This window comes from Streptomyces sp. MMBL 11-1 (assembly GCF_028622875.1).
Classification (GTDB): Bacteria; Actinomycetota; Actinomycetes; order Streptomycetales; family Streptomycetaceae; genus Streptomyces.
This window is the reverse complement of the sequence record NZ_CP117709.1, coordinates 2,163,567-2,182,926: the sequence shown is the minus strand read 5'-3', so window position 1 is coordinate 2,182,926 and position 19,360 is coordinate 2,163,567. Positions and strand designations below refer to the sequence as shown.

General features: G+C 69.4%; 22 protein-coding genes and 3 pseudogenes. 14 read left to right on the top strand and 11 right to left on the bottom strand.

Annotated features, from left to right (window positions below; genetic code table 11):
- Nucleotides 1-30: 30 nt before the first annotated feature.
- A complete protein-coding gene (locus PSQ21_RS09410; RefSeq protein WP_274029987.1) occupies nucleotides 31-1,086 on the bottom strand; it encodes a metal ABC transporter substrate-binding protein in 1,056 nt (351 codons plus the stop codon).
- Nucleotides 1,087-1,262: 176 nt separating this feature from the next.
- On the opposite strand from PSQ21_RS09410, the gene PSQ21_RS09405 reads away from it, so the two are divergent.
- The 3 genes from PSQ21_RS09405 (at nucleotide 1,263) to PSQ21_RS09395 (ending at nucleotide 3,371) form a co-directional block, all read left to right on the top strand.
- On the top strand, nucleotides 1,263-2,645 hold the full coding sequence (locus tag PSQ21_RS09405) for a glycine--tRNA ligase (RefSeq protein ID WP_097868994.1): 1,383 nt from the start codon (nucleotides 1,263-1,265) through the stop codon (nucleotides 2,643-2,645).
- 100 nt (nucleotides 2,646-2,745) lie between these two features.
- A complete protein-coding gene (locus PSQ21_RS09400) occupies nucleotides 2,746-2,949 on the top strand; it encodes a hypothetical protein (protein WP_274029986.1) in 204 nt (67 codons plus the stop codon).
- Between the two features lie 188 nt (nucleotides 2,950-3,137).
- Complete coding sequence (locus PSQ21_RS09395) at nucleotides 3,138-3,371, top strand: DUF6243 family protein (RefSeq protein WP_274029985.1); 234 nt, start codon at nucleotides 3,138-3,140, stop codon at nucleotides 3,369-3,371.
- Nucleotides 3,372-3,477: 106 nt separating this feature from the next.
- Here PSQ21_RS09395 and PSQ21_RS09390 read toward each other — a convergent pair whose 3' ends face one another.
- From PSQ21_RS09390 to PSQ21_RS09375, 4 genes are read right to left on the bottom strand one after another with little or no spacing between them, the layout of a single operon-like run.
- The gene (locus PSQ21_RS09390) at nucleotides 3,478-3,852 is read right to left on the bottom strand and encodes a hypothetical protein (protein ID WP_274029984.1); all 375 of its coding nucleotides are present in this window, start codon (nucleotides 3,850-3,852) and stop codon (nucleotides 3,478-3,480) included.
- Between the two features lie 9 nt (nucleotides 3,853-3,861).
- Nucleotides 3,862-4,260, bottom strand: a complete 399-nt coding sequence (locus PSQ21_RS09385; RefSeq protein WP_274035687.1) for a hypothetical protein — start codon at nucleotides 4,258-4,260, stop codon at nucleotides 3,862-3,864.
- 5 nt (nucleotides 4,261-4,265) lie between these two features.
- A complete protein-coding gene (locus PSQ21_RS09380; RefSeq protein ID WP_274029983.1) occupies nucleotides 4,266-4,670 on the bottom strand; it encodes a hypothetical protein in 405 nt (134 codons plus the stop codon).
- 49 nt (nucleotides 4,671-4,719) lie between these two features.
- Complete coding sequence (locus PSQ21_RS09375) at nucleotides 4,720-4,992, bottom strand: hypothetical protein (protein ID WP_274029982.1); 273 nt, start codon at nucleotides 4,990-4,992, stop codon at nucleotides 4,720-4,722.
- A 106-nt stretch (nucleotides 4,993-5,098) separates the two neighbouring features.
- On the opposite strand from PSQ21_RS09375, the gene PSQ21_RS09370 reads away from it, so the two are divergent.
- From PSQ21_RS09370 to PSQ21_RS09355, 4 genes and pseudogenes are all read left to right on the top strand, one after another.
- Nucleotides 5,099-5,926, top strand: coding sequence for a helix-turn-helix domain-containing protein (locus PSQ21_RS09370; RefSeq protein ID WP_274029981.1), 828 nt, complete (start codon nucleotides 5,099-5,101; stop codon nucleotides 5,924-5,926).
- Nucleotides 5,923-6,132: a DUF397 domain-containing protein gene (locus PSQ21_RS09365; RefSeq protein ID WP_274029980.1), complete on the top strand. Its 210-nt coding sequence runs from the start codon at nucleotides 5,923-5,925 to the stop codon at nucleotides 6,130-6,132. The genes PSQ21_RS09370 and PSQ21_RS09365 overlap by 4 nt, the downstream gene beginning before the upstream one ends.
- 117 nt (nucleotides 6,133-6,249) lie before the next feature.
- Nucleotides 6,250-6,777 (top strand): annotated as a pseudogene (locus PSQ21_RS09360) (GntR family transcriptional regulator); the annotation flags it as partial.
- Nucleotides 6,778-6,862: 85 nt separating this feature from the next.
- The gene (locus PSQ21_RS09355; protein ID WP_443334378.1) at nucleotides 6,863-7,069 is read left to right on the top strand and encodes a DUF397 domain-containing protein; all 207 of its coding nucleotides are present in this window, start codon (nucleotides 6,863-6,865) and stop codon (nucleotides 7,067-7,069) included.
- A 56-nt stretch (nucleotides 7,070-7,125) separates the two neighbouring features.
- On the opposite strand, the gene tgmC is transcribed toward PSQ21_RS09355, so the two are convergent.
- The 3 genes from tgmC to tgmA are packed head-to-tail and all read right to left on the bottom strand — an operon-like array spanning nucleotide 7,126 to nucleotide 9,509.
- Nucleotides 7,126-8,295, bottom strand: coding sequence for an ATP-grasp peptide maturase system methyltransferase (gene tgmC, locus PSQ21_RS09350; protein ID WP_274029978.1), 1,170 nt, complete (start codon nucleotides 8,293-8,295; stop codon nucleotides 7,126-7,128).
- Nucleotides 8,292-9,251, bottom strand: coding sequence for an ATP-grasp ribosomal peptide maturase (tgmB, locus tag PSQ21_RS09345; RefSeq protein ID WP_274029977.1), 960 nt, complete (start codon nucleotides 9,249-9,251; stop codon nucleotides 8,292-8,294). Before tgmB ends, tgmC begins: the two co-directional genes overlap by 4 nt.
- A gap of 3 nt (nucleotides 9,252-9,254) precedes the next feature.
- Entirely contained in the window at nucleotides 9,255-9,509 is a 255-nt protein-coding gene (gene tgmA, locus PSQ21_RS09340) for a putative ATP-grasp-modified RiPP (RefSeq protein ID WP_274029976.1), read from the bottom strand.
- A gap of 203 nt (nucleotides 9,510-9,712) precedes the next feature.
- Between tgmA and PSQ21_RS09335 the strand changes: the two genes are divergently transcribed.
- The 3 genes from PSQ21_RS09335 (at nucleotide 9,713) to PSQ21_RS09325 (ending at nucleotide 12,004) form a co-directional block, all read left to right on the top strand.
- On the top strand, nucleotides 9,713-10,729 hold the full coding sequence (locus PSQ21_RS09335) for an XRE family transcriptional regulator (RefSeq protein ID WP_274029975.1): 1,017 nt from the start codon (nucleotides 9,713-9,715) through the stop codon (nucleotides 10,727-10,729).
- 20 nt (nucleotides 10,730-10,749) lie between these two features.
- Nucleotides 10,750-11,331: an HD domain-containing protein gene (locus PSQ21_RS09330; protein WP_274035686.1), complete on the top strand. Its 582-nt coding sequence runs from the start codon at nucleotides 10,750-10,752 to the stop codon at nucleotides 11,329-11,331.
- 319 nt (nucleotides 11,332-11,650) lie between these two features.
- Nucleotides 11,651-12,004: a DoxX family protein gene (locus tag PSQ21_RS09325; RefSeq protein WP_274029974.1), complete on the top strand. Its 354-nt coding sequence runs from the start codon at nucleotides 11,651-11,653 to the stop codon at nucleotides 12,002-12,004.
- A gap of 64 nt (nucleotides 12,005-12,068) precedes the next feature.
- Here PSQ21_RS09325 and PSQ21_RS09320 read toward each other — a convergent pair whose 3' ends face one another.
- Nucleotides 12,069-12,890 carry a S1 family peptidase gene (locus PSQ21_RS09320; RefSeq protein ID WP_274029973.1) on the bottom strand — a complete coding sequence of 274 codons (822 nt, stop codon included), beginning with the start codon at nucleotides 12,888-12,890 and terminating at the stop codon, nucleotides 12,069-12,071.
- A 432-nt stretch (nucleotides 12,891-13,322) separates the two neighbouring features.
- On the opposite strand from PSQ21_RS09320, the gene PSQ21_RS09315 reads away from it, so the two are divergent.
- Nucleotides 13,323-14,291 carry a glutaminase gene (locus PSQ21_RS09315; RefSeq protein WP_274029972.1) on the top strand — a complete coding sequence of 323 codons (969 nt, stop codon included), beginning with the start codon at nucleotides 13,323-13,325 and terminating at the stop codon, nucleotides 14,289-14,291.
- Between the two features lie 235 nt (nucleotides 14,292-14,526).
- On the opposite strand, the gene PSQ21_RS09310 is transcribed toward PSQ21_RS09315, so the two are convergent.
- Nucleotides 14,527-15,705 (bottom strand): PP2C family protein-serine/threonine phosphatase, encoded by a 1,179-nt coding sequence (locus tag PSQ21_RS09310; RefSeq protein WP_443334377.1) that lies wholly within the window; start codon nucleotides 15,703-15,705, stop codon nucleotides 14,527-14,529.
- Nucleotides 15,706-16,051: 346 nt separating this feature from the next.
- On the opposite strand from PSQ21_RS09310, the pseudogene PSQ21_RS09305 reads away from it, so the two are divergent.
- A pseudogene (locus tag PSQ21_RS09305) lies at nucleotides 16,052-16,375 on the top strand (amino acid permease); the annotation flags it as partial.
- Nucleotides 16,376-16,462: 87 nt separating this feature from the next.
- On the opposite strand, the gene tnpA reads toward PSQ21_RS09305, so the two are convergent.
- A complete protein-coding gene (gene tnpA / locus PSQ21_RS09300) occupies nucleotides 16,463-16,879 on the bottom strand; it encodes an IS200/IS605 family transposase (protein WP_274029969.1) in 417 nt (138 codons plus the stop codon).
- Nucleotides 16,880-16,904: 25 nt separating this feature from the next.
- Between tnpA and PSQ21_RS09295 the strand changes: the two genes are divergently transcribed.
- Nucleotides 16,905-18,128 carry an RNA-guided endonuclease InsQ/TnpB family protein gene (locus tag PSQ21_RS09295; RefSeq protein ID WP_274029968.1) on the top strand — a complete coding sequence of 408 codons (1,224 nt, stop codon included), beginning with the start codon at nucleotides 16,905-16,907 and terminating at the stop codon, nucleotides 18,126-18,128.
- 45 nt (nucleotides 18,129-18,173) lie between these two features.
- A pseudogene (locus PSQ21_RS09290) lies at nucleotides 18,174-19,328 on the top strand (amino acid permease); the annotation flags it as partial.
- Nucleotides 19,329-19,360 lie beyond the last annotated feature (32 nt).

The window sequence follows — 19,360 nt, the reverse complement described above, 5'->3', positions numbered from 1 at the left end:
GGGCGGTACGGGTCCACGGGGCGGTGCGGGTCACTGCGCGCCGAGTGCCTTCCGCAGCGCGGCGAGGTTGGACTCCATGACCTCGATGTAGTCAGCGCCCTGGGACCTGTCCGTGATTCCCTCCAGCGGGTCCAGGACCCCGGTCTTCAGGCCGGTGTCCTTCGCGAGGGTCTTCGCCGTCTTGTCACTGGCGAGGGTCTCGAAGAAGACCGTGGTGGCCTTCTCCTTCTCCGCGATGGTGTGGATCTCCTGGATCCGGGCGGGGCTCGGCTCTGCCTCGGGGTCGATGCCCGCGATGCCCTGCTGGGTGAGCCCGTAGCGCTCGGCGAGGTAGCCGAAGGCGGAGTGCGTGGTGATGAACGTCTTGGTGGAGGTGTTCTTCAGCCCGGTCTCGTACGCCGTGTTCAGCTCGCCCAGCTCGGAGACGAGGGCGTCGGTGTTCTTCTTGTAGTCGGCGGCGTGGTCGGGGTCGGCCTTCTCCAGCGACTTGCCGACGCCCTTGGCGACCTCGGCGTACTTCACCGGGTCCAGCCAGATGTGCGGGTCGGCGCCGCCCTCCTCGCCGTGGTTGTGGCCGTCGCCCTCGGAGTGCTCCTCGGGGGCCTCCTCCTTGTGGGCCTCTTCCTCGTGGCCGTGCTCGTCCCCGTGCTCTTCTTCGCCGTGCGCGTGCTCTTCTTCCCCGTGGTCGTGGCCGCTGACCTCGGAGCCGTGGTTCTCCAGCGTGGTGAGGGTCGCGGCGTCGACGGTGTTCTTCACACCGGACTGCGCGATCGCGTCGTCCACGGCGGGCTGGATGCCCTTGAGGTACAGCACGTAGTCGGACTCGCTGATGGAGCCGATCTGGCGCGGGTTGAGCTCCAGGTCGTGCGGCTCGACGCCCGGCTTGGTGAGGCTGGTGACCGCGACGTGCTCGCCGCCGATCTTCTCGGCCAGGAACTGCATCGGGTAGAACGACGCCGTCACCTTCAGCTTGCCGCCGTCGCCCCCGTCCGCTGCGTCGGAGGTGGAGCAGGCGGAGAGAGCGGTCAGACCGAGGGCGACTGCTCCGGCGACGGCGGTGGTGGGTATGAGGCGGCGTACGTTCATGACAGTCATTTTCAACTAAAGTGGAAACGATTGTCAACAAGGCTGATGAGATGCCCGGAAGGTCACTTAGGGGCCCCGCGAAGATCCTTCACGTCCCACCGATTTGATCCCAGGGGTGCGCCCGCCGGTAATCTGAAGCATTCGCCGTTCGTCACCGTCGTAATGAAGAGAGCACCGTGGCCGCCGACAAGATCGACACCATCGTCAGCCTGAGCAAGCGCCGTGGCTTCGTCTACCCCTGCAGTGAGATCTACGGTGGTCAGCGGGCCGCCTGGGACTACGGGCCGCTGGGCGTCGAGATGAAGGAGAACCTGAAGCGTCAGTGGTGGCGCTACATGGTCACCGCGCGCGAGGACGTGGTCGGTCTCGACTCGTCGGTCATCCTGGCCTCGGACGTCTGGGTCGCCTCGGGCCACGTCGCCACCTTCTCGGACCCGCTCACCGAGTGCACCTCCTGTCACAAGCGCTACCGCGCCGACCACCTGGAGGAGGCGTACGAGGAGAAGCACGGCAAGCCGCCGGTCAACGGCCTCGCCGACCTCAACTGCCCCAACTGCGGCAACAAGGGCACCTTCACGGAGCCCAAGCAGTTCTCGGGTCTGCTCTCCACCCACCTCGGCCCGACCCAGGACTCCGGCTCGGTCGCCTACCTGCGCCCCGAGACCGCCCAGGGCATCTTCACCAACTTCGGCCAGGTGCAGCAGACGTCGCGCAAGAAGCCGCCGTTCGGCATCGCGCAGATGGGCAAGTCCTTCCGGAACGAGATCACTCCGGGCAACTTCATCTTCCGGACCCGTGAGTTCGAGCAGATGGAGATGGAGTTCTTCGTCAAGCCGGGCGAGGACGAGGAGTGGCAGCAGTACTGGATGGACCAGCGCTGGAACTGGTACACGGGCCTCGGCATGCGCGAGGAGAACATGCGCTGGTTCGAGCACCCGAAGGAGAAGCTCTCCCACTACTCCAAGCGCACCGCCGACATCGAGTACCGCTTCCGCTTCGGCGGCAGCGAGTGGGGCGAGCTGGAGGGCGTCGCCAACCGCACGGACTACGACCTCAAGGCGCACTCCGAGGCGTCGGGCACCGACCTGTCGTACTTCGACCAGGAGGCCGGCGAGCGCTGGACGCCGTACGTCATCGAGCCCGCGGCCGGTGTCGGCCGCGCGATGCTGGCGTTCCTCCTGGACGCCTATGTCGAGGACGAGGCGCCCAACGCCAAGGGCGTCATGGAGAAGCGCACCGTGATGCGCCTCGACCCGCGCCTGGCGCCGGTCAAGGTCGCGGTCCTGCCGCTGTCGCGCAACCCGCAGCTCTCGCCGAAGGCCAAGGGCCTGGCGACCGACCTGCGCAAGAACTGGAACATCGAGTTCGACGACGCCGGCGCCATCGGCCGCCGCTACCGGCGCCAGGACGAGATCGGCACCCCGTTCTGCGTCACCGTCGACTTCGACACCCTCGACGACAACGCGGTGACCGTGCGCGAGCGCGACACCATGAAGCAGGAGCGCGTCTCCCTGGACCAGATCCAGGCGTACCTCGGCTCGCGTCTGCTCGGCTGCTGACGCCCGCACCCGTGCGTGAGGCCCCCGGTTCCGGGTACGGAACCGGGGGCTTCGTCGTACGGTCGGACCGGAGCCCCGCCGCCGTTCCGGGAGGTACGCGATGCCGTCCAGCACCACCAGCAAGGTCAGCAGATGGGACCAGCACGGCCGTGAACACGTCGTGCGGGTACGGAAGTCGGGCGTGACGCGTCAGCTGACCTGCTCCACCTGCGCGTGGCGGCGCCCGGCGCAGTTCCTGCCCTGGCTGAAGGCCGAGGAGCATCTGGCCGAGGCCCACCAGGCGACGGTCGACCCGACGGCCTGAGACCTCGACGGCCTGAAAACCGGGTGCGGGGCGTTCGCGGGGCGGGGTACGGTCTCCGCATGTCTTCGTTCTTCCAGATCTACGAGTGAGAGCGCGGCGGGTGCGCACACCCCGCCGCAGCCCGGGACCGGCGCGACCGGGCCCGATCCTTCACCTGATTCACTTCACACGTCGCATGGGAGAACGCCATGGCCAAGAGCCGTAACAACCTCCTCGGTGTCGGCGGACAGCGCAAGAAGCTGTCCCGCGCCGAACAGCAGGGCGCGGTTTCCGCGCGAGGCGCCGACCGCAGGGCCGCCGAGGACAAGAAGCAGGAGCTGGTGCGCAAGATGCGCGAGCGCGCCGAGGCCCAGGCGGCCACCACGGCCACCACGGCCGCCGCCGAGCCGGGCGAGCAGGACGCGTCGCCCGCGCAGAGCTGACACCTGAGCATCACCCCGTAGGGCCGTGGGCCCGGATCATCCGTGATCCGGGCCCACGGTCGTGCACCGGGCGGGACCGCCCGCCCGTACGTCCGCGCGTGGTCCGTCACCGGCGGAACAGATGCGGGAGGCTCCGGGCCAGCTCCCGCGTGATCGCCTCGTCGGTGGGGTCGGTCACCTCCCAGTCGTGGCCCGGCGGATGCCCGGCGAACAGACCGCAGGCCGCGTCCGCGTTCCGGGGGTCGAGGACCGCGCACCAGGGGAGTGGCAGCAGCCGTACCCGCCCCGCGCGCCACCGCGCCCAGACGGCGCTTCCCGGCCGTCCGCCGCCCTCGTCCCACAGCATCGTCGCGTGCGCCCCTCCGTGGCCCTCCCCGAGTTCGCACAGCAGGTGTCCGGCCTCCGGGCGGCGATCCGGGACAGACAGAGCGAGCACGTGTTCCGGGGGCGGCAGTAACGCGACGGCGGTGCACTGGTTCATGGATACGGGTCACCCTTCGGGGGAGTCGCCTGGCACGAGCCGCTCCGCGATCAGGTCGCCGAGCGGATCGTCCACGTCCCAGGAGTGGGGCGCGGTGTGGTGGTCGAAGAACGCGCAGCGCCGCACGACGTCCGTGTCGAGCCGGCGGAGGAGGGCGGGGCACCAGGCCGCGCTGCCGGTCCGGTGGGCGCGCTCCGTTCCGCTGCCGGTCCAGAAGAACCACTGGGCCGGCGAGTCGGGCGTCCTGCCCGGCCGGAGGAAGGCGGCGTGTTCTGTGTGCGGGCCGTCGTGCTCGCCGAGTTCGCACAGGACATACGGTTCCGGCTCGTCCGGGTCGTCCACTCCGGGGGCGAGGAGCCGCAGCACGGCATCGGGAGGGAGAAGTGTGACGGCGGTGCACTGGAGCATGGTGTTCAACTCCGGTTCGTGTGGCGGGACGACCGGTCGGCCGGATGGCCACGCCACCCGGCGAGCGTCAGGCTGAGCCCGACGGCGGGATCGAGCACGGTGAACAGCGCGGGGGACCCCGCCTCCAGGGCCCGTATCGCGTCGTCCTGGTGCGCGCCGTCCGTGGCCCAGCGGCGCAACTCCTCGGGCGCGTCCGAGCCGTGGAAGCGGACCGGGCGCACGTCGCCGGCCGGCTGCCGCACGGGCTCGGGTGCGAGGGCCGTCCCATGGCCGTTGGCCAGGCGCAGCGCCTGCCGCCGGAGCCAGAGGAGGGCGAGCCGCCGGTTCCGTACGACGACTGCGCCGAGCGAGGCGAACCGTTGCCCGTCGGACAGGGTGACCTCGGCCGCGTAGACCGCTGAGCGCGTCACGTGGGCCGTCCGGGTTCGCCGAACCGAAACGGTGACCGGGCGAGGGAATTCACAGGACCTCACCCCGGCTACGGGCGTTGAGGCGCGCGGTACGGGCGCGGAGCTGCTCTATCAGGACGGCGGGCCGCACATGGCGGGGCTCGACCTCCCACCCCGCGCCGCCCCCTACCGGCCGCAGCGACCAGTAGGGGCCGGCGACCCCTCGGAACTCCCCCACGCGGTCGGCGCGGCTGGTGTCGACCAGGAGGGTTCCGAGGGCGGGGGTGGGGGCGGAGGGGGTGGAGGGCGTGGGTGTATTCGGGCGTACGTTCTCGCCGTACATCGATCGCTCCTCTCCGTAGCCGTTTGGCTACCGGGGCGATTCAGCGTGGCCTAGGGTCGGTTTGGCTTCAACCTGCGCGTTTTGCTCAGAGAGTTAGGGCTTCGACATGGTGAATCGCAAGCAGCTCGACCCCGAAGATCCGGGCGCTTCCTTCGGCTTGCAGTTGAGGCAGGCCAGAGACGCGCGTGGCTGGACGCAGGATGAGTTGGCCGGACGCATGGGGTGCTCGGGGACGCATATCTCGGCCGTGGAAACTGGTCGGCGTTCTCCGACTCCACGTTTCGCGAGAAGTGTTGACAGGGCGCTGGGGACCGGCGAGAAGTTCAGCCGCATGGTCCAGGCGATGAAGGACCTGACCCTGCTGGAAGGCTTTCCGGAGTACGTGCGCTACGAGGGCCGGGCGGCGGAGCTCAGGCTGTACGAAGTCGGGATCATCCCTGGGCTGCTGCAGACGCCGGAGTACGCCCGGGTCCTGGCCGACAGCGCCGTACGGCGGGGAGCGATCACACCGGAGCAGGCCGACGACCGAGTGGCCTTTCTGGCGAAGCGCCAGGCGGCGTTGGTGCGGCCGAAGCCGCCCATGCTCTTCGTGACCATGGACGAAAGCTGCATCCGCCGTCCGGTGGGAGGCTCCGCCGTCATGAACGCCCAGCTGGACCGGCTGATGGAGTTCGCCGAACTGCCCAACACCCTGCTTCAGGTGGCTCCGTACGAGATCGGTGAACAGCGGACGTTCGACCTGCCGGTCAACATTCTGACGCTGCCGGACCGGTCCGTGATCTGCTACGCCGAGTCGCAGACCCTGGGTCATCTTGACCGGGAAAGTTCGTTCGTCCTGCCCATGTTGACGGCCTACCATCAACTTCAGGGCGCGTCGCTGTCGCAGACGGCGTCTGTGGCCAAGATCAGCCAGTTGCGAAAGGGCACCCTGTGACGACCGAATCCCCCCGATGGTTCAAGTCCTCGTACAGCAACAACGGCGGCAACTGCATTGAGGTCGCCGCCAACCTCGCCGCCTCGCGCGGCATCGTCCCGGTCCGTGACTCCAAGGTCGTGGACGGCCCCGTGATCGCCGTCCCCGGCACCGCGTTCGCGGCGTTCGTCGCGGGCGTGCGGGGCGGGACGTTCGACACCGTCTGAGGAACCGAGCAACCGGGTGCCCCACCGTGCCGCGCAGGGTGGGGCACCCTGCTGTTCCGAGAGAGGGGGCACCCCTTGATGACCGCCACCGACACCAGCGGGCGCGAGCCCGAACCCCGACCGCTCGTGCGTCGAGGGATTCAGCGTCTGGCACCCGCGCAGTGGGGGACCGGGCGCTCGGTCTGGGAAGCGGAGCTCTCAGGCAGAGACCTGGTGGTGGATCGCCTGGAGGTGCGAGAGGCCGACGCCGCCTCGGAGTACGCGGCGCGCGTGCTCGGACTCGACGGTGAGCGTGTCTGGGTCAGGAGCCGCCGGTTCAACCTGGACGGGAAGCCGGTGCTGCTCTCGACGTCGTACCTCCCGGCGTCTCTGGTCGAGGGTTCGGCCATCACCGAGCCGGACACGGGGCCCGGTGGGATCTACGCCCGGCTCGCCGAACTGGGCCATGGCCCAGTCCACTTCCGGGAGGAGGTCCGCTCGCGCATGCCGCTGCCCGAGGAGACCGCGAAGCTCAGGCTTCCGGCCGGAACGCCCGTCATGCTCATCTGCCGGACCGCCTTCGCGGAGGAGGGGCGTGTCGTGGAGGTCAACGAGATGGTGCTCGATGCCGCCGCGTACGTCCTGGAGTACGCCTTCGACGCGTGACCGCCCCGAGGCCCTCTGGTGCACGCCCGGCCGCGCCGTGCATGGTGGTGCTGCCTCTGCTTCCTGCGGCGAAGGGACACCTGTGATGCCCGAATCCCCGTGCTGGTTCACGTCCTCGTACAGCAACAACGGCGGCGACTGCGTCGAGGTCGCCGCCAACCTCGCCGCCGCGCACGGCATCGTCCCGGTCCGTGACTCCAAGGTCGTCGACGGCCCCGTGGTCACCGTCCCCCACACCGCCTTCGCGGCGTTCGTCGCGGGCGTCCGGGGCGGGGCGTTCGACGCCGGCTGACAACGCACCGGGGCAACCGGATGCCCCCCTGCCCCGCACGGCGGGCATCCTGCTGTTCAGACGAGGTCGTGCCGCCAGCGCAGCGCGGGGTGGCCGTCGATCCAGTACACGTGGGCCTCCTTCGTGACGCGGAGCCGTACCTCGGTGATGTCGGGGCGGTCCGCGTCCTGCCAGGCGGTGAGGGCCTGCTCGACCACGTCCCACAGGGCGATGGGGCCGCCCTGGCGGACCGTCCAGGTGCCGTCGTTCTCCGTGAACGAGGCGAAGGACTCGCGCTCCGGGTCGAAGAGGTACAGCAGCCGGTTGCCCTCCAGCGATGTCGCGCGAGTGAAGCGCGCCCCCGGGGCCGCGAGTTGAGCGAGGAACGCGGGCATCCAGTCCTCCAGCAGGAGCGGGGACACCTTGGTCTCGCGCTCACTGTCGGCGTAGGCCGTGCGGGCCGACAGGTCACCACCGATGGGTTCCTCCGCCTGGGACCGGGCCTGCATGAACGAGCTACGGCCGATGATCGCGCCCTCGGCGGTACCGTCCTCCGCGACGGTGACCTTCGCCAGGCCTGTGCCGTAGTGCCAGGAGCCGCCCACCGTGGTGAGGATGACGCCGCCCGGCTTGGTCTGCCTGATCCAGGCGTAGGGGATGCGACGGACCGCGCAGGTAGCGATGACGCGGTCGTACGGGGCGCGGTGAGGGTGGCCGAGGAGCCCGTCACCCGTGACGGTCCAGGTCGAGTATCCGGCCGCTTCCAGGGCGTCGTCCGCCCGGGCCGAGACGCCGGGGTCCACTTCGACCGTGGTGACGGCGTCCTCCCCGAGGCGGAAGCACATGAGGGCGGCGGAGTAGCCGGTTCCTGTGCCGATCTCCAGGACCCGATGACCGTCCTCCACCTCCAGTTTCTCCAGCATGTCCACAACGGTGACCGGGGTGGTGGACGAGGAAGTCGGAGAGCCGGTCACAGGGCTGCTGACCTGGTCGGCGGTGAGGTGCCCGTCGAGTTGGGTGGTCAGGGAATCGTCGCGGTAGGCGATCCGTACCCACTCGGCCGGGTCGCTCCCGGCCGCTGCCACCGGCTGCCACCGGCCACCTTCTGCGGGCAGGAACACACCTGGCTTCAGGAACAGTTCACGGGGAACAGCCTCCACCGCCGCCCGCCATGGGGAGCCGATGAGGACGCCCGCCCGCGTCAGGCGTCCGGCGAGGGCACGTCGCTCCTGGGCGGTGTCGGTCATGGGGCAACTCCTTGCGTCAGCAGTTCAGCGAATGCGGCGGACATCGCAAGGCCGGTGGAATCCTCCAGCCACCCCCACTGTCCGTTCGGGTTCAGCTCCAGCCACCAGAGGCCACCGGCCTCGTCGACGGCGATGTCGAAGCTTCCCGAGGCCAGACCGAAGTGGTCCAGGTAGGCCAGGAGCGCCTTCTCCACGCGGTCGGGCAGGTCCACCACGTGGTAGGACAAGGCCGAGTAGTCCTTGCGCCAGTCCAGCATCCCGGAATCGATCCGTATGGCGAACACGTGACGGCCGACGACCAGCACGCGAAGATCGGCCGCCTTTTTCACCACGGCCTGGAAGAGGTGTGGCACCACCGCCACGCGCTCGTCGATCTCCGTCGCCACGACCGGGTCGGCCCACCCGGTGAGGGGAACACCACCTCGCTGGTAGGGCGTCCATCGGAGCGTTTTGAAGATCACCTGATCGTGGCTTTCGATGAAGGCTCGTACCTCGTGCGGGTCGTTCGTGACCAGCGTCGGCGGCACTGTGAGCCCGAGGCGCTGGGCAACCGCGAGCTGGGTCGGCTTGTAGTCGGCAGCAGCGTTGCGCAGGGGATGGTTGACCCACAGCGGTCCGTCGAGGGCATACAGGATGCCGCCGAGCCCGTAGCGGGTGTGGGCCGCCGCGAACCGTGCGTCGTCCGTACTGAGACGGTCGAAGGCCGGCCACACCGGGCGGCGCCAGTACACCGACCGGACGTCGGCCAGCTCCACGGTCCGCGAAGGGGTGCGGAGCTGCCCGGTCACAGGGACCGGGCAGCTCCCGAACCGAGCGGAGACCGTCAGCGCCGCCCCGATGTCGGCGGGGTTGAACCTGGCGACCGGCACGTTGCGCCGATTCAGCTCGCTGATCACCATGTCGGCGGTGAGGTCGTCCGCCTCGGTGGCCACCAGCACCGGCCTTCTGTCGGTCACCGGTCAGTCCTGCTCGGAGTCCTGGTCATGCCCTTGATCGGGTGCGGAGTCCGAGTTCGTGGTCGTGCTCGTCTCGGTGCCCTTGCTGGTGCCGTGCTTGCCCATGTCGACCACCGTGCCGACGCGGTCGGTGAAGATGCCGAGCTGGGTGTCGGGGTCGAGCGAGACTGCAGCGTGGGGCCGATGCGTGACGGTCGGATACGGGGCGAGCCGGTCGGCTCCCCAGGGGCGCATATGAGGCTCAACCGCGGTAGCCATCCTGGCCTCCTTGACGACGGTGGTTGTTGTCGAACCAGAAGCTACGGGCACCGTCGATGAAGTAGGACTGACCGGAGGTACGGGTTCGGGCGGCCGAGGGACACCGGGGGTGCGGCATGAACGCGAAGGGATTCGCGCGTGGACCTGCGACAGCGGGCACTATTGCCGGGTTCGTTCTCCGCGTGGCCCGGGAGAGTACGAGCATGCGCACGCAGGCCGGTATGGCCGAAGCGATGGGGGTTGATCTTGGTACGTGGCAGGGCTGGGAGACCGGGCGGCGACCGCTCGCCCATGTGAAGGCGGGTGTCCTGCTCGACATCCGACGCCGGTTACTTGCGTTGGGCGCGGATTCCGGAGTCCTCCACCTTCTCGACCCGGCGATGGACGCAGACCGCGTCATCACGTCCACGATCCATCCGGAGGGCAACGTATGTCATCCGCTCGCGAGCTGGGTACACACCCGCGACACGGCCCACATGATCGCCTGGGCTCTGAACGGGACCGCTCCGCCCGCTCTGGCCCGCAGAGCGGTGACGGGGCGACGCGGTCCCGTAGCCAAGGCCCCGCTCCTGTCAGCGCCCGACCGAAGCGTGTTCTTCGCGCGCCTCCGCGAGACCGCCGAATCCGCGTTGCGGGCCGGAGGTGACGGGCTACTGCTCCATCGCCAGTGTCTCTACCTCTGCTCCTACGACCAAGGCTCCGAGGCGACATCGTGGATGGCACACGCTCTGCACGGCAGCCGCGACCTCTTCTCCGTCCGTGGCTGGACGCCGCACTGGGCCACCGCTCGATCAGCAGCCGCCGCGTCGGTGCGGCTTGGCGACCAGCAGCCGCTGCGGGACTTCATCGAGAGGAGTTTGACAGGCGATGACTCCGCTGAGATCGCGAACCTCAACTACTTGGCCTATTGGTTCGGTTCGATCCGAGAGGCGCAGACGGACGACGGCTTCATGCGGCACGGTCCGACCAACTGGGAGCCCATACGACTCCTTCGCGGACTCGCCACCGGCCTGCACCAGGCTCCCGCGTACCTGGACCTCTACGTCCACTCCCTCTGGGCCCTGCTGACCTCCAATCGGTGGCTGCCCCTGGCAGACCCGGTTCTCGCGGACGGTCTGGCCGCCCATACCGCGCGGCTCCTCGACCACGACGGGATCTCTCTGCGGGCGAGGCGGGAACTCAGCGCGGTGGTTTACGTTCTACGCGAGAACCGCACATGACACATCGGAGGTCGTACTTCATGGCGGACACCGAGCAGGAGCAGGCAAAGGGCACGACAGGCTTTCTGCTGGAAATGGGAATGCTCAAGCGCGCCAAGCGGTCCGGCTGGTGGATCGCGGGGGTGAAGGACCCCGAGACCATCGCCGAGCACAGCTTCAGAGTCGCGCTCATCGGCTCCGTACTCGCCATGATGGAGGGCGCCGACCCCGCGCGGGCCGCTCTCCTCGGACTGTGGCACGACACCCAGGAGACCCGCGTCGGCGACATCCCGCACATCGGCCGCCGCTACCTCGAAGCCGTCGGAAACGAGAAGGTCACCGCCGACCAGGTATCGGCCGCGCATCCGGCGGTGAAGGCCGGCGCCCAGCGGATCGTGGAGGAGTACGAGAACGGCGACTCCCTCGAAGTCGTCTGCGCGCACGACGCCGACAAGCTGGAATGTCTTCTCCAAGCCGTCGAATACCGCGAACAGGGCTGCTCCAACGTCCAGCCCTGGATCGACAGCAGCATCGCCAAGCTCAAAACGGCCTCCGCCCAGTCCCTCGCCGAGGCCGCGCTCACCATGACGTCGATCGAGTGGCAGCAGACGTACCTCCGCTGAGACCGGTGCCCCGGACTCCGGCTTCTCGTGCGGGCTGCGGCCGAGGCAACGATGAAGGTCCGTGGTTCCCGTGCCGTACGGTCGCCCGGTGGCGGTCCGTACCCATGCGGTCCGGACGGCGTCCTGAACGTCCTGGGCCGAGCCCGGCTTGCGGTGGACGACGGAGAGGAGACGCGGACGCGCGGTCTCGAACTCTTCGACCGTGATCGGCACGGGTGTCACTTTCCGGGGCCGACGGCCGTCAGGACGGGGGGTGGGGAAACCTTCCCTGTCCGCCTCCCGAGAGTGAGCAAATCGTGAGACTACAGTTGGTGATCACATGAGTTCCGTACTGTTCATCGCCACGGTGGGATGCGTCGTCGCGAACGTGCTGATCGCGGTCGCGGACTACGCGCGGGTGCCCTTCGTCCTGGCGAACTCCGCGGAGGTCGGGCTCCCGCCGGCCACCGTGCCGTATCTGGCGACACTGAAACTCGCGGGCGCCGCCGGTCTCCTCTTCGGCCTGTCCGGGAACCGCTGGCTGGGCCTGGCGGCGGCAGTCGGCCTGACCGCGTTCTTCGTCGGCGCGGTCCTGGCCCACCTCCGCGCCCGCGTCTTCCACAACATCGCCTTCCCGGGCGGCTTCCTGCTGCTCGCGGTCGCCGCCACCGTCTACTTCGCGGGCGGCCGGTGACGGCGACGTGATCTTCGCTGCGGGGCGGCTGCGTCGCGGCGACCCAGCGTGTCGGCGTCCCGAATCAGCCGTGGCGGCCTGTCGCCTCACGGATCCAGCCCGCGTAGGCGGGGGCGCTGGTGTAGAGCCCCGGTCCTTCGCTGCAGGGCACGCCCGGTGCGCCGGGGCCCGAGGTGACGCCGATGAGCTCCCAGCGGCCCTTCCGGTCCCTCTGGAGCTGGGGGCCGCCCGAGTCGCCGTTGCACGCCATGGCCCCGGGTGTCCGGCTGACGGTGCACAGGCGCGTGCTGTCCGCGTAGCCCGGTGCGCAGTCGGTCACCGCACCCCGTCGGGTGTCGAGTTCCTGGAGTCGGTCGGGGAAGACCCACGGGGCGTCGGGTGCGTCGTCGGTCCTGCCGAAGCCGAGGATCCGGGTCGGGGTGCCGGGCCGCCCCGGACGGTCGGCCATACGGATGGGCTTCTCCGCGACCGGGCGGTTCAGACGGATCAGGGCGATGTCGGCGCGGTTGGGGCCGGTGTCCTCACCGCTCCTGTAGCCGGGGTGGGACACCGTCTTCGCGACGGACCGGACCGTGCCCCCGGCGTCCTTCCACTCGCTGCCGATCCGGACGGTGCCGTCCAGGGTGACCAGCCTCGGGTCCACACAATGGGCGGCCGTGAGCACCCATCGCGAGTCGATCAGCGATCCCCCGCAGACCCCCTTGAACGTCGGGTCGTCCGCGCCCGTCACGGGGATCGACACCATGGAGGGGTAACGCTGAGTGGAATCCTCGCCGTTGACGATGGCCCCGGCGCTCCCGGTCATCGTGGCGGCGCACGCCGCTCCGGCCAGGACGACTGCGGCGGCGCGCGCCACCGTACGGCGTGAGGACTTCAAGCGGAACACTGGGTTCTCCGATCGGCTGAGCATGTTTCGACAGGCTCAGCCTTCGCGATCAAGAGGAACTGATCCATCCGGCCAGCGGGCCTGTCCGGGGTAGGGCCTGCTGGACCGCGCGGGGTGGTGCTGCCGGGTGGCGCTGCCGTCAACGCGTGGCGGTGACCAGGCGACTCAGGGGGAGCACGCAGCGCAGGCCGCCCTCGTCCACCGTGACCGCCGTCGCCGCGTGACGGGGACAGCCCGCCTATCCTGCGGGGGCGGATCCGGCGGGGGCGGATCCGGCGGGGGCGGATCCGGGCCCGGGCGGTCGTCCCGGGAACGCGGCGCCAGGGAAATTCCTGGCCACCCGGGTGGGCGGGCCAGACTAGGGGGCGACCGCCTCGCTCAGGCCCCGTCCGCCGGGCCGCCGCCTCGCTCCTCTCCCCGTCAGGAATCGCCGTGTCCCACCCCTCCGCCGCCCCCCGGACGAGCAACGCCGCTCCGGGCGCCGACGACCACCGCTTCAGCGGCGTCATCCGCCGTATCGCCGAGGAGATGGCCGCCCTCCCCGACCACGGCGCCCCCGCCGACTACATACCGATGCTCGCCGACGCCGACCCCCGGCGCTTCGGCATGGCCGTCGCGGAACCGGACGGAACCGTCTACGGCGTCGGCGACTGGCAGCAGCCGTTCTCGACGCAGTCCATCTCCAAGGTCTTCGCCCTGGCGCTGGCGCTCTCCCTGGACGGTGAGCAGATATGGCGGGGCGTCGGCCGGGAGCCGTCGGGCAACCCGTTCAACTCCCTGGTGCAGCTGGAGTACGAGAACGGCATCCCCCGCAACCCGTTCATCAACGCCGGCGCCCTGGTGGTGACCGACCGGCTGCAGGCGCTGACCGGGGACGCCGCGGGGCAGGTGCGGGAGCTGCTGCGCTCGGAGAGCGGTAATGCCGCCATCGACTTCGTACCGGAGGTCGCCGCCTCCGAAGCGGCCTTCGGCGACCGGAATGCCGCGCTGGGCCACTTCATGGCCTCCTACGGCAACATCACGCTCCCGGTCCCCGAACTGCTCGCCGCCTACTTCCGCCAGTGCTCGATCGAGGCGTCGTGCGCGGACCTGGCCCTCTCCGCCGGGTTCCTGGCCCGGCACGGCATCCGGGCCGACGGCTCGTCGCTGCTGACCCGCAGCCAGGCGAAGCAGATCAACGCGGTCATGCTGACCTGCGGGACGTACGACGCGGCGGGGGAGTTCGCCTACCGGGTGGGGCTGCCGGGCAAGAGCGGAGTCGGCGGGGGGATCATCGCCATCGTGCCGGGAGTGTGCACCCTGTGCGTGTGGAGCCCGGGTCTCGACCGGCGTGGCAACTCGGTGGCGGGTGTGTCGGCCCTCGACCGCTTCACCACGCTGACCGGTCTGTCCGTCTTCTGACGTGCCGCCGTCCCCAGCATGACGCTCCCGAGGGCCTCCAGCGGGGCGAGGCCGAGTATCGCGGCCCCCGTGCACCAGAACGCCATCAGGCCGTTCGCCCGGTTCCGGAACACGGGGTCCGACCTCACCTCCGCCGGGACCTCGTACCCGACAGTCCTGCATGCGGCACCTCGCGGGCCCGGCGCCCCCGGGGGCCCTAGCGGATGCGTCTGGTGATGCCGAGGAGCGTTCGAGTTCAGGCGTCCGGCCGGTGCGTACCGCCGCTCGGGCCTCGCCAGTCAAGGCACAGGACGGTGGCGTCGTCCTTCGGCGGCCGGCCGCCATAGGCGTCGGCCACCGCGGCGACCAAGGTGCGGACGACCTCGCGCGGGTGCTCGGCCGCGGTCCGCAGCAGGAGGCCGGGCAGGTCGACCGCCTCCGCTTCGCGTTCCTGCATTCCGTCGGTGAACAGCACGAGACGGTCACCGGGGCGCAGGTCGATGTCCTGTACCTCATAGGAGCCCTGCGCGGTGAAGCCGAACGGCATGTTGACGGCCATGCCCACTTCCTCGACCGCGCCGTCGCGCAGCCTGAGCGGCCCGGGATGGCCGGCGTTGACCATCTGCGCGCCGCTTCCGTCAAGGGCGATGCGGAGCAACTGGCCCGTGGCGTAGGCGTGGCGCCCGTGGTCGAGGAGGGTCTGATGCATGTGGCGGGCCTGTTCGGCGAGGCCCGCCCCGGCACGGCGGGCGCCGCGGGAGGCGTTCACGACCAGCGTGGCGGTGAGCGAGGCGTCGACGTCGTGGCCCATGGCGTCGGTGACGGACAGATGCAGGGTGTCGTGGTCGAGGCTGTAGTCGTAGGTGTCCCCGGCGATGTCGGACGCCGGGACCAGGGCCCCGGCGAGCGCGAATTCCCCCGCCTCGCAGGAGGGGGCCGAGGGAAGGAGCTGCCGCTGGATCTCCGCCGCCAGACTGACCGTCGTGGTGCGGTTTCCCCAGTGGTAGAGGTCGGTGAAGCGACGGTCGGTGACGACGATGTACGCCAGTGCGTGCGCGGCCTCCTCGACCTGCTTCAGCACGCTTTCGGTCACGACGTCGAGGAACAGTTCCAGCACGCCGATGCTGTCACCGCGGTTGGTGACCGGCGCGAGCACGCGCTGCCCCAGCCCGCCCTCCTCCGTCAGCACGGGCTTCTGCGCCCGCAGAACCTTGTCGTAGATGCCGCTGCCGGCCAGGGGGACTCTCTCGGTCCGGTGCTCCTGGGACACACCGACCGTGTCGTTGATCCGCAGCAGACAGCTGCCGACCACGTCGACGAACAGGAACGACACGTACCGCGCACCGAACCGGGTGCGCAGATTGCGCGCCACGACATCGAGTGAGTCCACCGGGGCCGCGTTCTCCGCCGCCGCCAGCACATCAGCCAGTCCCATCCGGTCACACGTCACCACAGCCTCCCAAAGTTGAGAATGCTTCTGCCCGCTGACGCCACCGCCACTCTCATGGCCCCGGTCGAGGAATCCTGCGGTGGCGGCGAGAGATTCCGGCCGGGCGGCCAGGCGGCCAGGAGGCCAGGTGGCCAGGAGGTCGGGCGGCCGGGTCGCTGGGTCGCCGGGTGCGGGTGTGTCCGGAACGAGTCGAGTTCATCGGCGTCGTTCAGCTCCGGGAGTGGGCCCGTGGCCCGGTGCACCACTCCGCCCGTGGCGATATGGGTCATACCGGCACATAAGGTTGCTATTTTCCCTGGAGGACCGATGACCGCATCGACAGGGGAACGTCATGACGCACGCCGAACCTCGGGCCGAGTCGCGACCGGCGGTGAAGCTGACACTCCTGACGCTCACCGCGATGGTCGTCGGCTCGATGGTGGGCGCCGGGGTGTTCTCACTGCCCCGACGCTTCGCGCAGGAGACCGGCGTCGTGGGAGCGCTGATCGCCTGGGCCGTCGCCGGGACCGGCATGCTGATGCTCGCCTTCGTCTTCCAGACGCTCGCCGTCCGCCGGCCCGACCTGGACGCCGGGGTCTACGCCTACGCGAAGGCGGGCTTCGGCGAGTACCTCGGCTTCTTCTCCGCCTTCGGCTACCGGGATTCATTCGCAGTGCTCCGGCGTTCACGCCGGGGGTGAAGCGAATCTGATGGTGGCGACGCGAAGCGTCGCCGCGTCTGCCCCGGCGGAGGCGGGGAACGCTCATGCCGGCCGGTTCTGCTGCTCGATGTACTGCCTGACCACGGTGAGCGGGGCACCGCCGACGGTTCCGGCGAAGTAGGAGCCGGACCACAGCTTGTTGGCCCGCCAGTAGTGGCGCACGAGGTCGGGAAACTCCTGGCGCAGGCGGCGCGAGGAAACGCCTTTGAGGGAGTTGACCAGCTTGGTCACGGCGACCTTGGGCGGGAAGTTCACCAGGAGGTGGACGTGGGTGTCCTCGCCGTTGAACTCCACCAGCTCGCACTCGAAGTCCGTGCACACGGATCGCATGATCTCCTCCATACGCTTCAAGTGGGCATCGGTGAACACTCTGTGCCGGAACTTGGTGACGAAGACCAAGTGCACATGCATCACGAAAGCACAGTGCCGACCAGTTCTGATCTTCTGCATATCGCCCATAACCCAAGTATGTATCGTGGCCGTCATGCAGCTCCGGTACGCCTTCCGCCTGTACCCGGACCCCGGCCAGCAGAGGGCGTTGGCGAAGGCGTTCGGGTGCGCCCGCGTCGTGTTCAACGACGCGGTGCGCGCCCGCGAGGACGCCCGCAAGGCCCAGCAGCCGTTCCCGAAGATCGGCGAGCTGTCCACCAGCCTGATCACGCAGGCCAAGCAGACCGCCTCACGCTCCTGGCTGGGCGAGGTCTCCGCGGTCGTCCTGCAGCAGTCCCTGCGCGACGTCGAGACCGCGTACCGGAACTTCTTCGCCTCCCTCAAGGGCACCCGCAAGGGCCCCAGGATCGGCCCGCCCCGCTTCAAGTCCCGTAAAGACGCACGGCAGTCGATCCGGTTCACCGCCAACGCCCGCTGGTCCGTCACTGACAGTGGCCGGCTGAACCTGCCGAAGATCGGTCCGGTGAAGGTGAAGTGGTCCCGCACCCTGCCCGCCACCCCGACCTCGGTCACCGTCATCAAGGACGCGGCCGGACGGTTCTTCGCCTCGTTCGTCATCGACACCGACCCGGCCGCCGACGCCGCCCGGATGCCCAGCAGTGACCGGACAGTCGGCATCGACCTCGGGCTGACGCACTTCGCCGTCCTCTCCGACGGCACGAAGATCGACTCCCCCAGGTTCCTGCGCCGCGCGGAGAAGAAGCTGAAGAGGGCCCAACGCGAGCTGTCGCGCAAACAGAAGGGATCCAGGAACCGCGAGAAGGCGCGACTCAAGGTCGCTCGCGCACACGCACAAGTGACGGACGCCCGCCGTGAGTTCCACCACCAGCTCTCCACCCGGCTGATCTCCGAGAACCAAGGGATTGCCGTGGAGGACCTGGCGGTCAGGGCACTGGCACGCACCAAGCTGGCGAAGAGTGTGCATGACGCGGGCTGGTCGCAGTTCGTACACATGCTGGAGTACAAAGCGGTTCGGTACGGGCGGACCCTGGTGAAGATCGGCCGGTTCACACCGACCAGCCAGGTCTGCTCGCAGTGCGGGGCCAAGGACGGCCCCAAGCCCTTGCACGTCCGGACCTGGACCTGTGCCGCCTGTGGTGCGGTACATGACCGGGACCACAACGCCGCGAAGAACGTCAAAGCGGCCGCCGGGCTGGCGGTCACAGCCTGTGGAGCGCAGGTAGGACCAGGACTCGTCCTGGCACAGCGCGACGAAGCAGGAAGCCACGGATTCCCGCCCGAACCTCGTGCCGCGTAGCGGCACAGCAACGGAACGGAAGACCAGAATCCTCGGGCTTCAGCCCGAGGAGCAAGTCAATGGGCCAGCGCCTGCGTCGGCAACGTTACCTACTGGGTGCTCATCATGTCGACGGTCGGCGCGGTGGCACCGGTGCTCGGCGACGGCGACACCGTGACGGCGGTGGTGATCTCCTCGATCGGCCTGTGGGGGTTCTTCCTCCTGATCCGCCGCGGCGTCAAGGAAGCCGCGGCGATCAACCGGATCGTCACCGTGGCCAAGATCGTCCCCATCCTCTTCTTCGTGATCCTGGCGCTGTTCTACTTCGACGCCTCGGTCTTCGCGGACAACTTCGGCGGCGCCGACTACGCGGGCTCCCTCTTCAACCAGGTCCGCGGCACGATGCTCGCGACGGTCTTCGTCTTCCTCGGCGTCGAAGGGGCCAGCGTCTACTCGCGTCACGCCAAGCGCCGCGAGGACGTGGGGCGAGCCACCGTCCTCGGATTCCTCAGTGTGTTCGCCGTCTTCGCCTCCGTCACGATCGTCAGTTACGGGCTGCTGCCGATGGCCGAGATCGCCGAGCTGCGACAGCCCTCGATGGCCGAGGTGCTGGAATCGGCGGTCGGCACCTGGGGCAAGGTCTTCGTCAGCGTGGGGCTCATCGTCTCCGTGCTCGGCGCCTACCTCGCCTGGACGCTGATGGCCGCCGAGGTCCTGTTCGTCGCCGCGAAGGACCAGGACATGCCCCGCTTCCTGGGGAGGTCGACCTGGGCGGACGTGCCCGAGGCCGCGCTCCTGATGACCACGTGCCTGAGCCAGGTCGTGCTCGTCGTGACGCTGTTCTCCGACGACGCCTTCAACTTCGCCCTCGACCTGACCAGCGCGCTGAGCCTGATCCCCTTCCTGCTGGCCGCCGCCTTCGCGGTACGGATCGCCCGGCGGCCGGGCCGGCCCGACGTGGCGGGACGCAGTACCCGGCGCGAGCTGGTGATCGCCGTGGTGGCCACGCTCTACACCGCGTTCCTGCTGTACGCGGCGGGGCTGAAGTTCGTCCTCGTCTCCTTCATCCTCTACGCCCCGGCCACCTTCCTCTTCGTCAAGTCCCGTAGGGAACAGGGACGCCGGGTCTTCTCCCCGGGCGAGGCCGTCATCTGCGCGGTCTCGGTCGCCGGTGCTGTCGCCGGGGTCGTGGCGCTGGCCATGGGCTGGATCGAGCTCTGAGCGGTTCCCGCACTCGCCCGGTCCGAGTGATT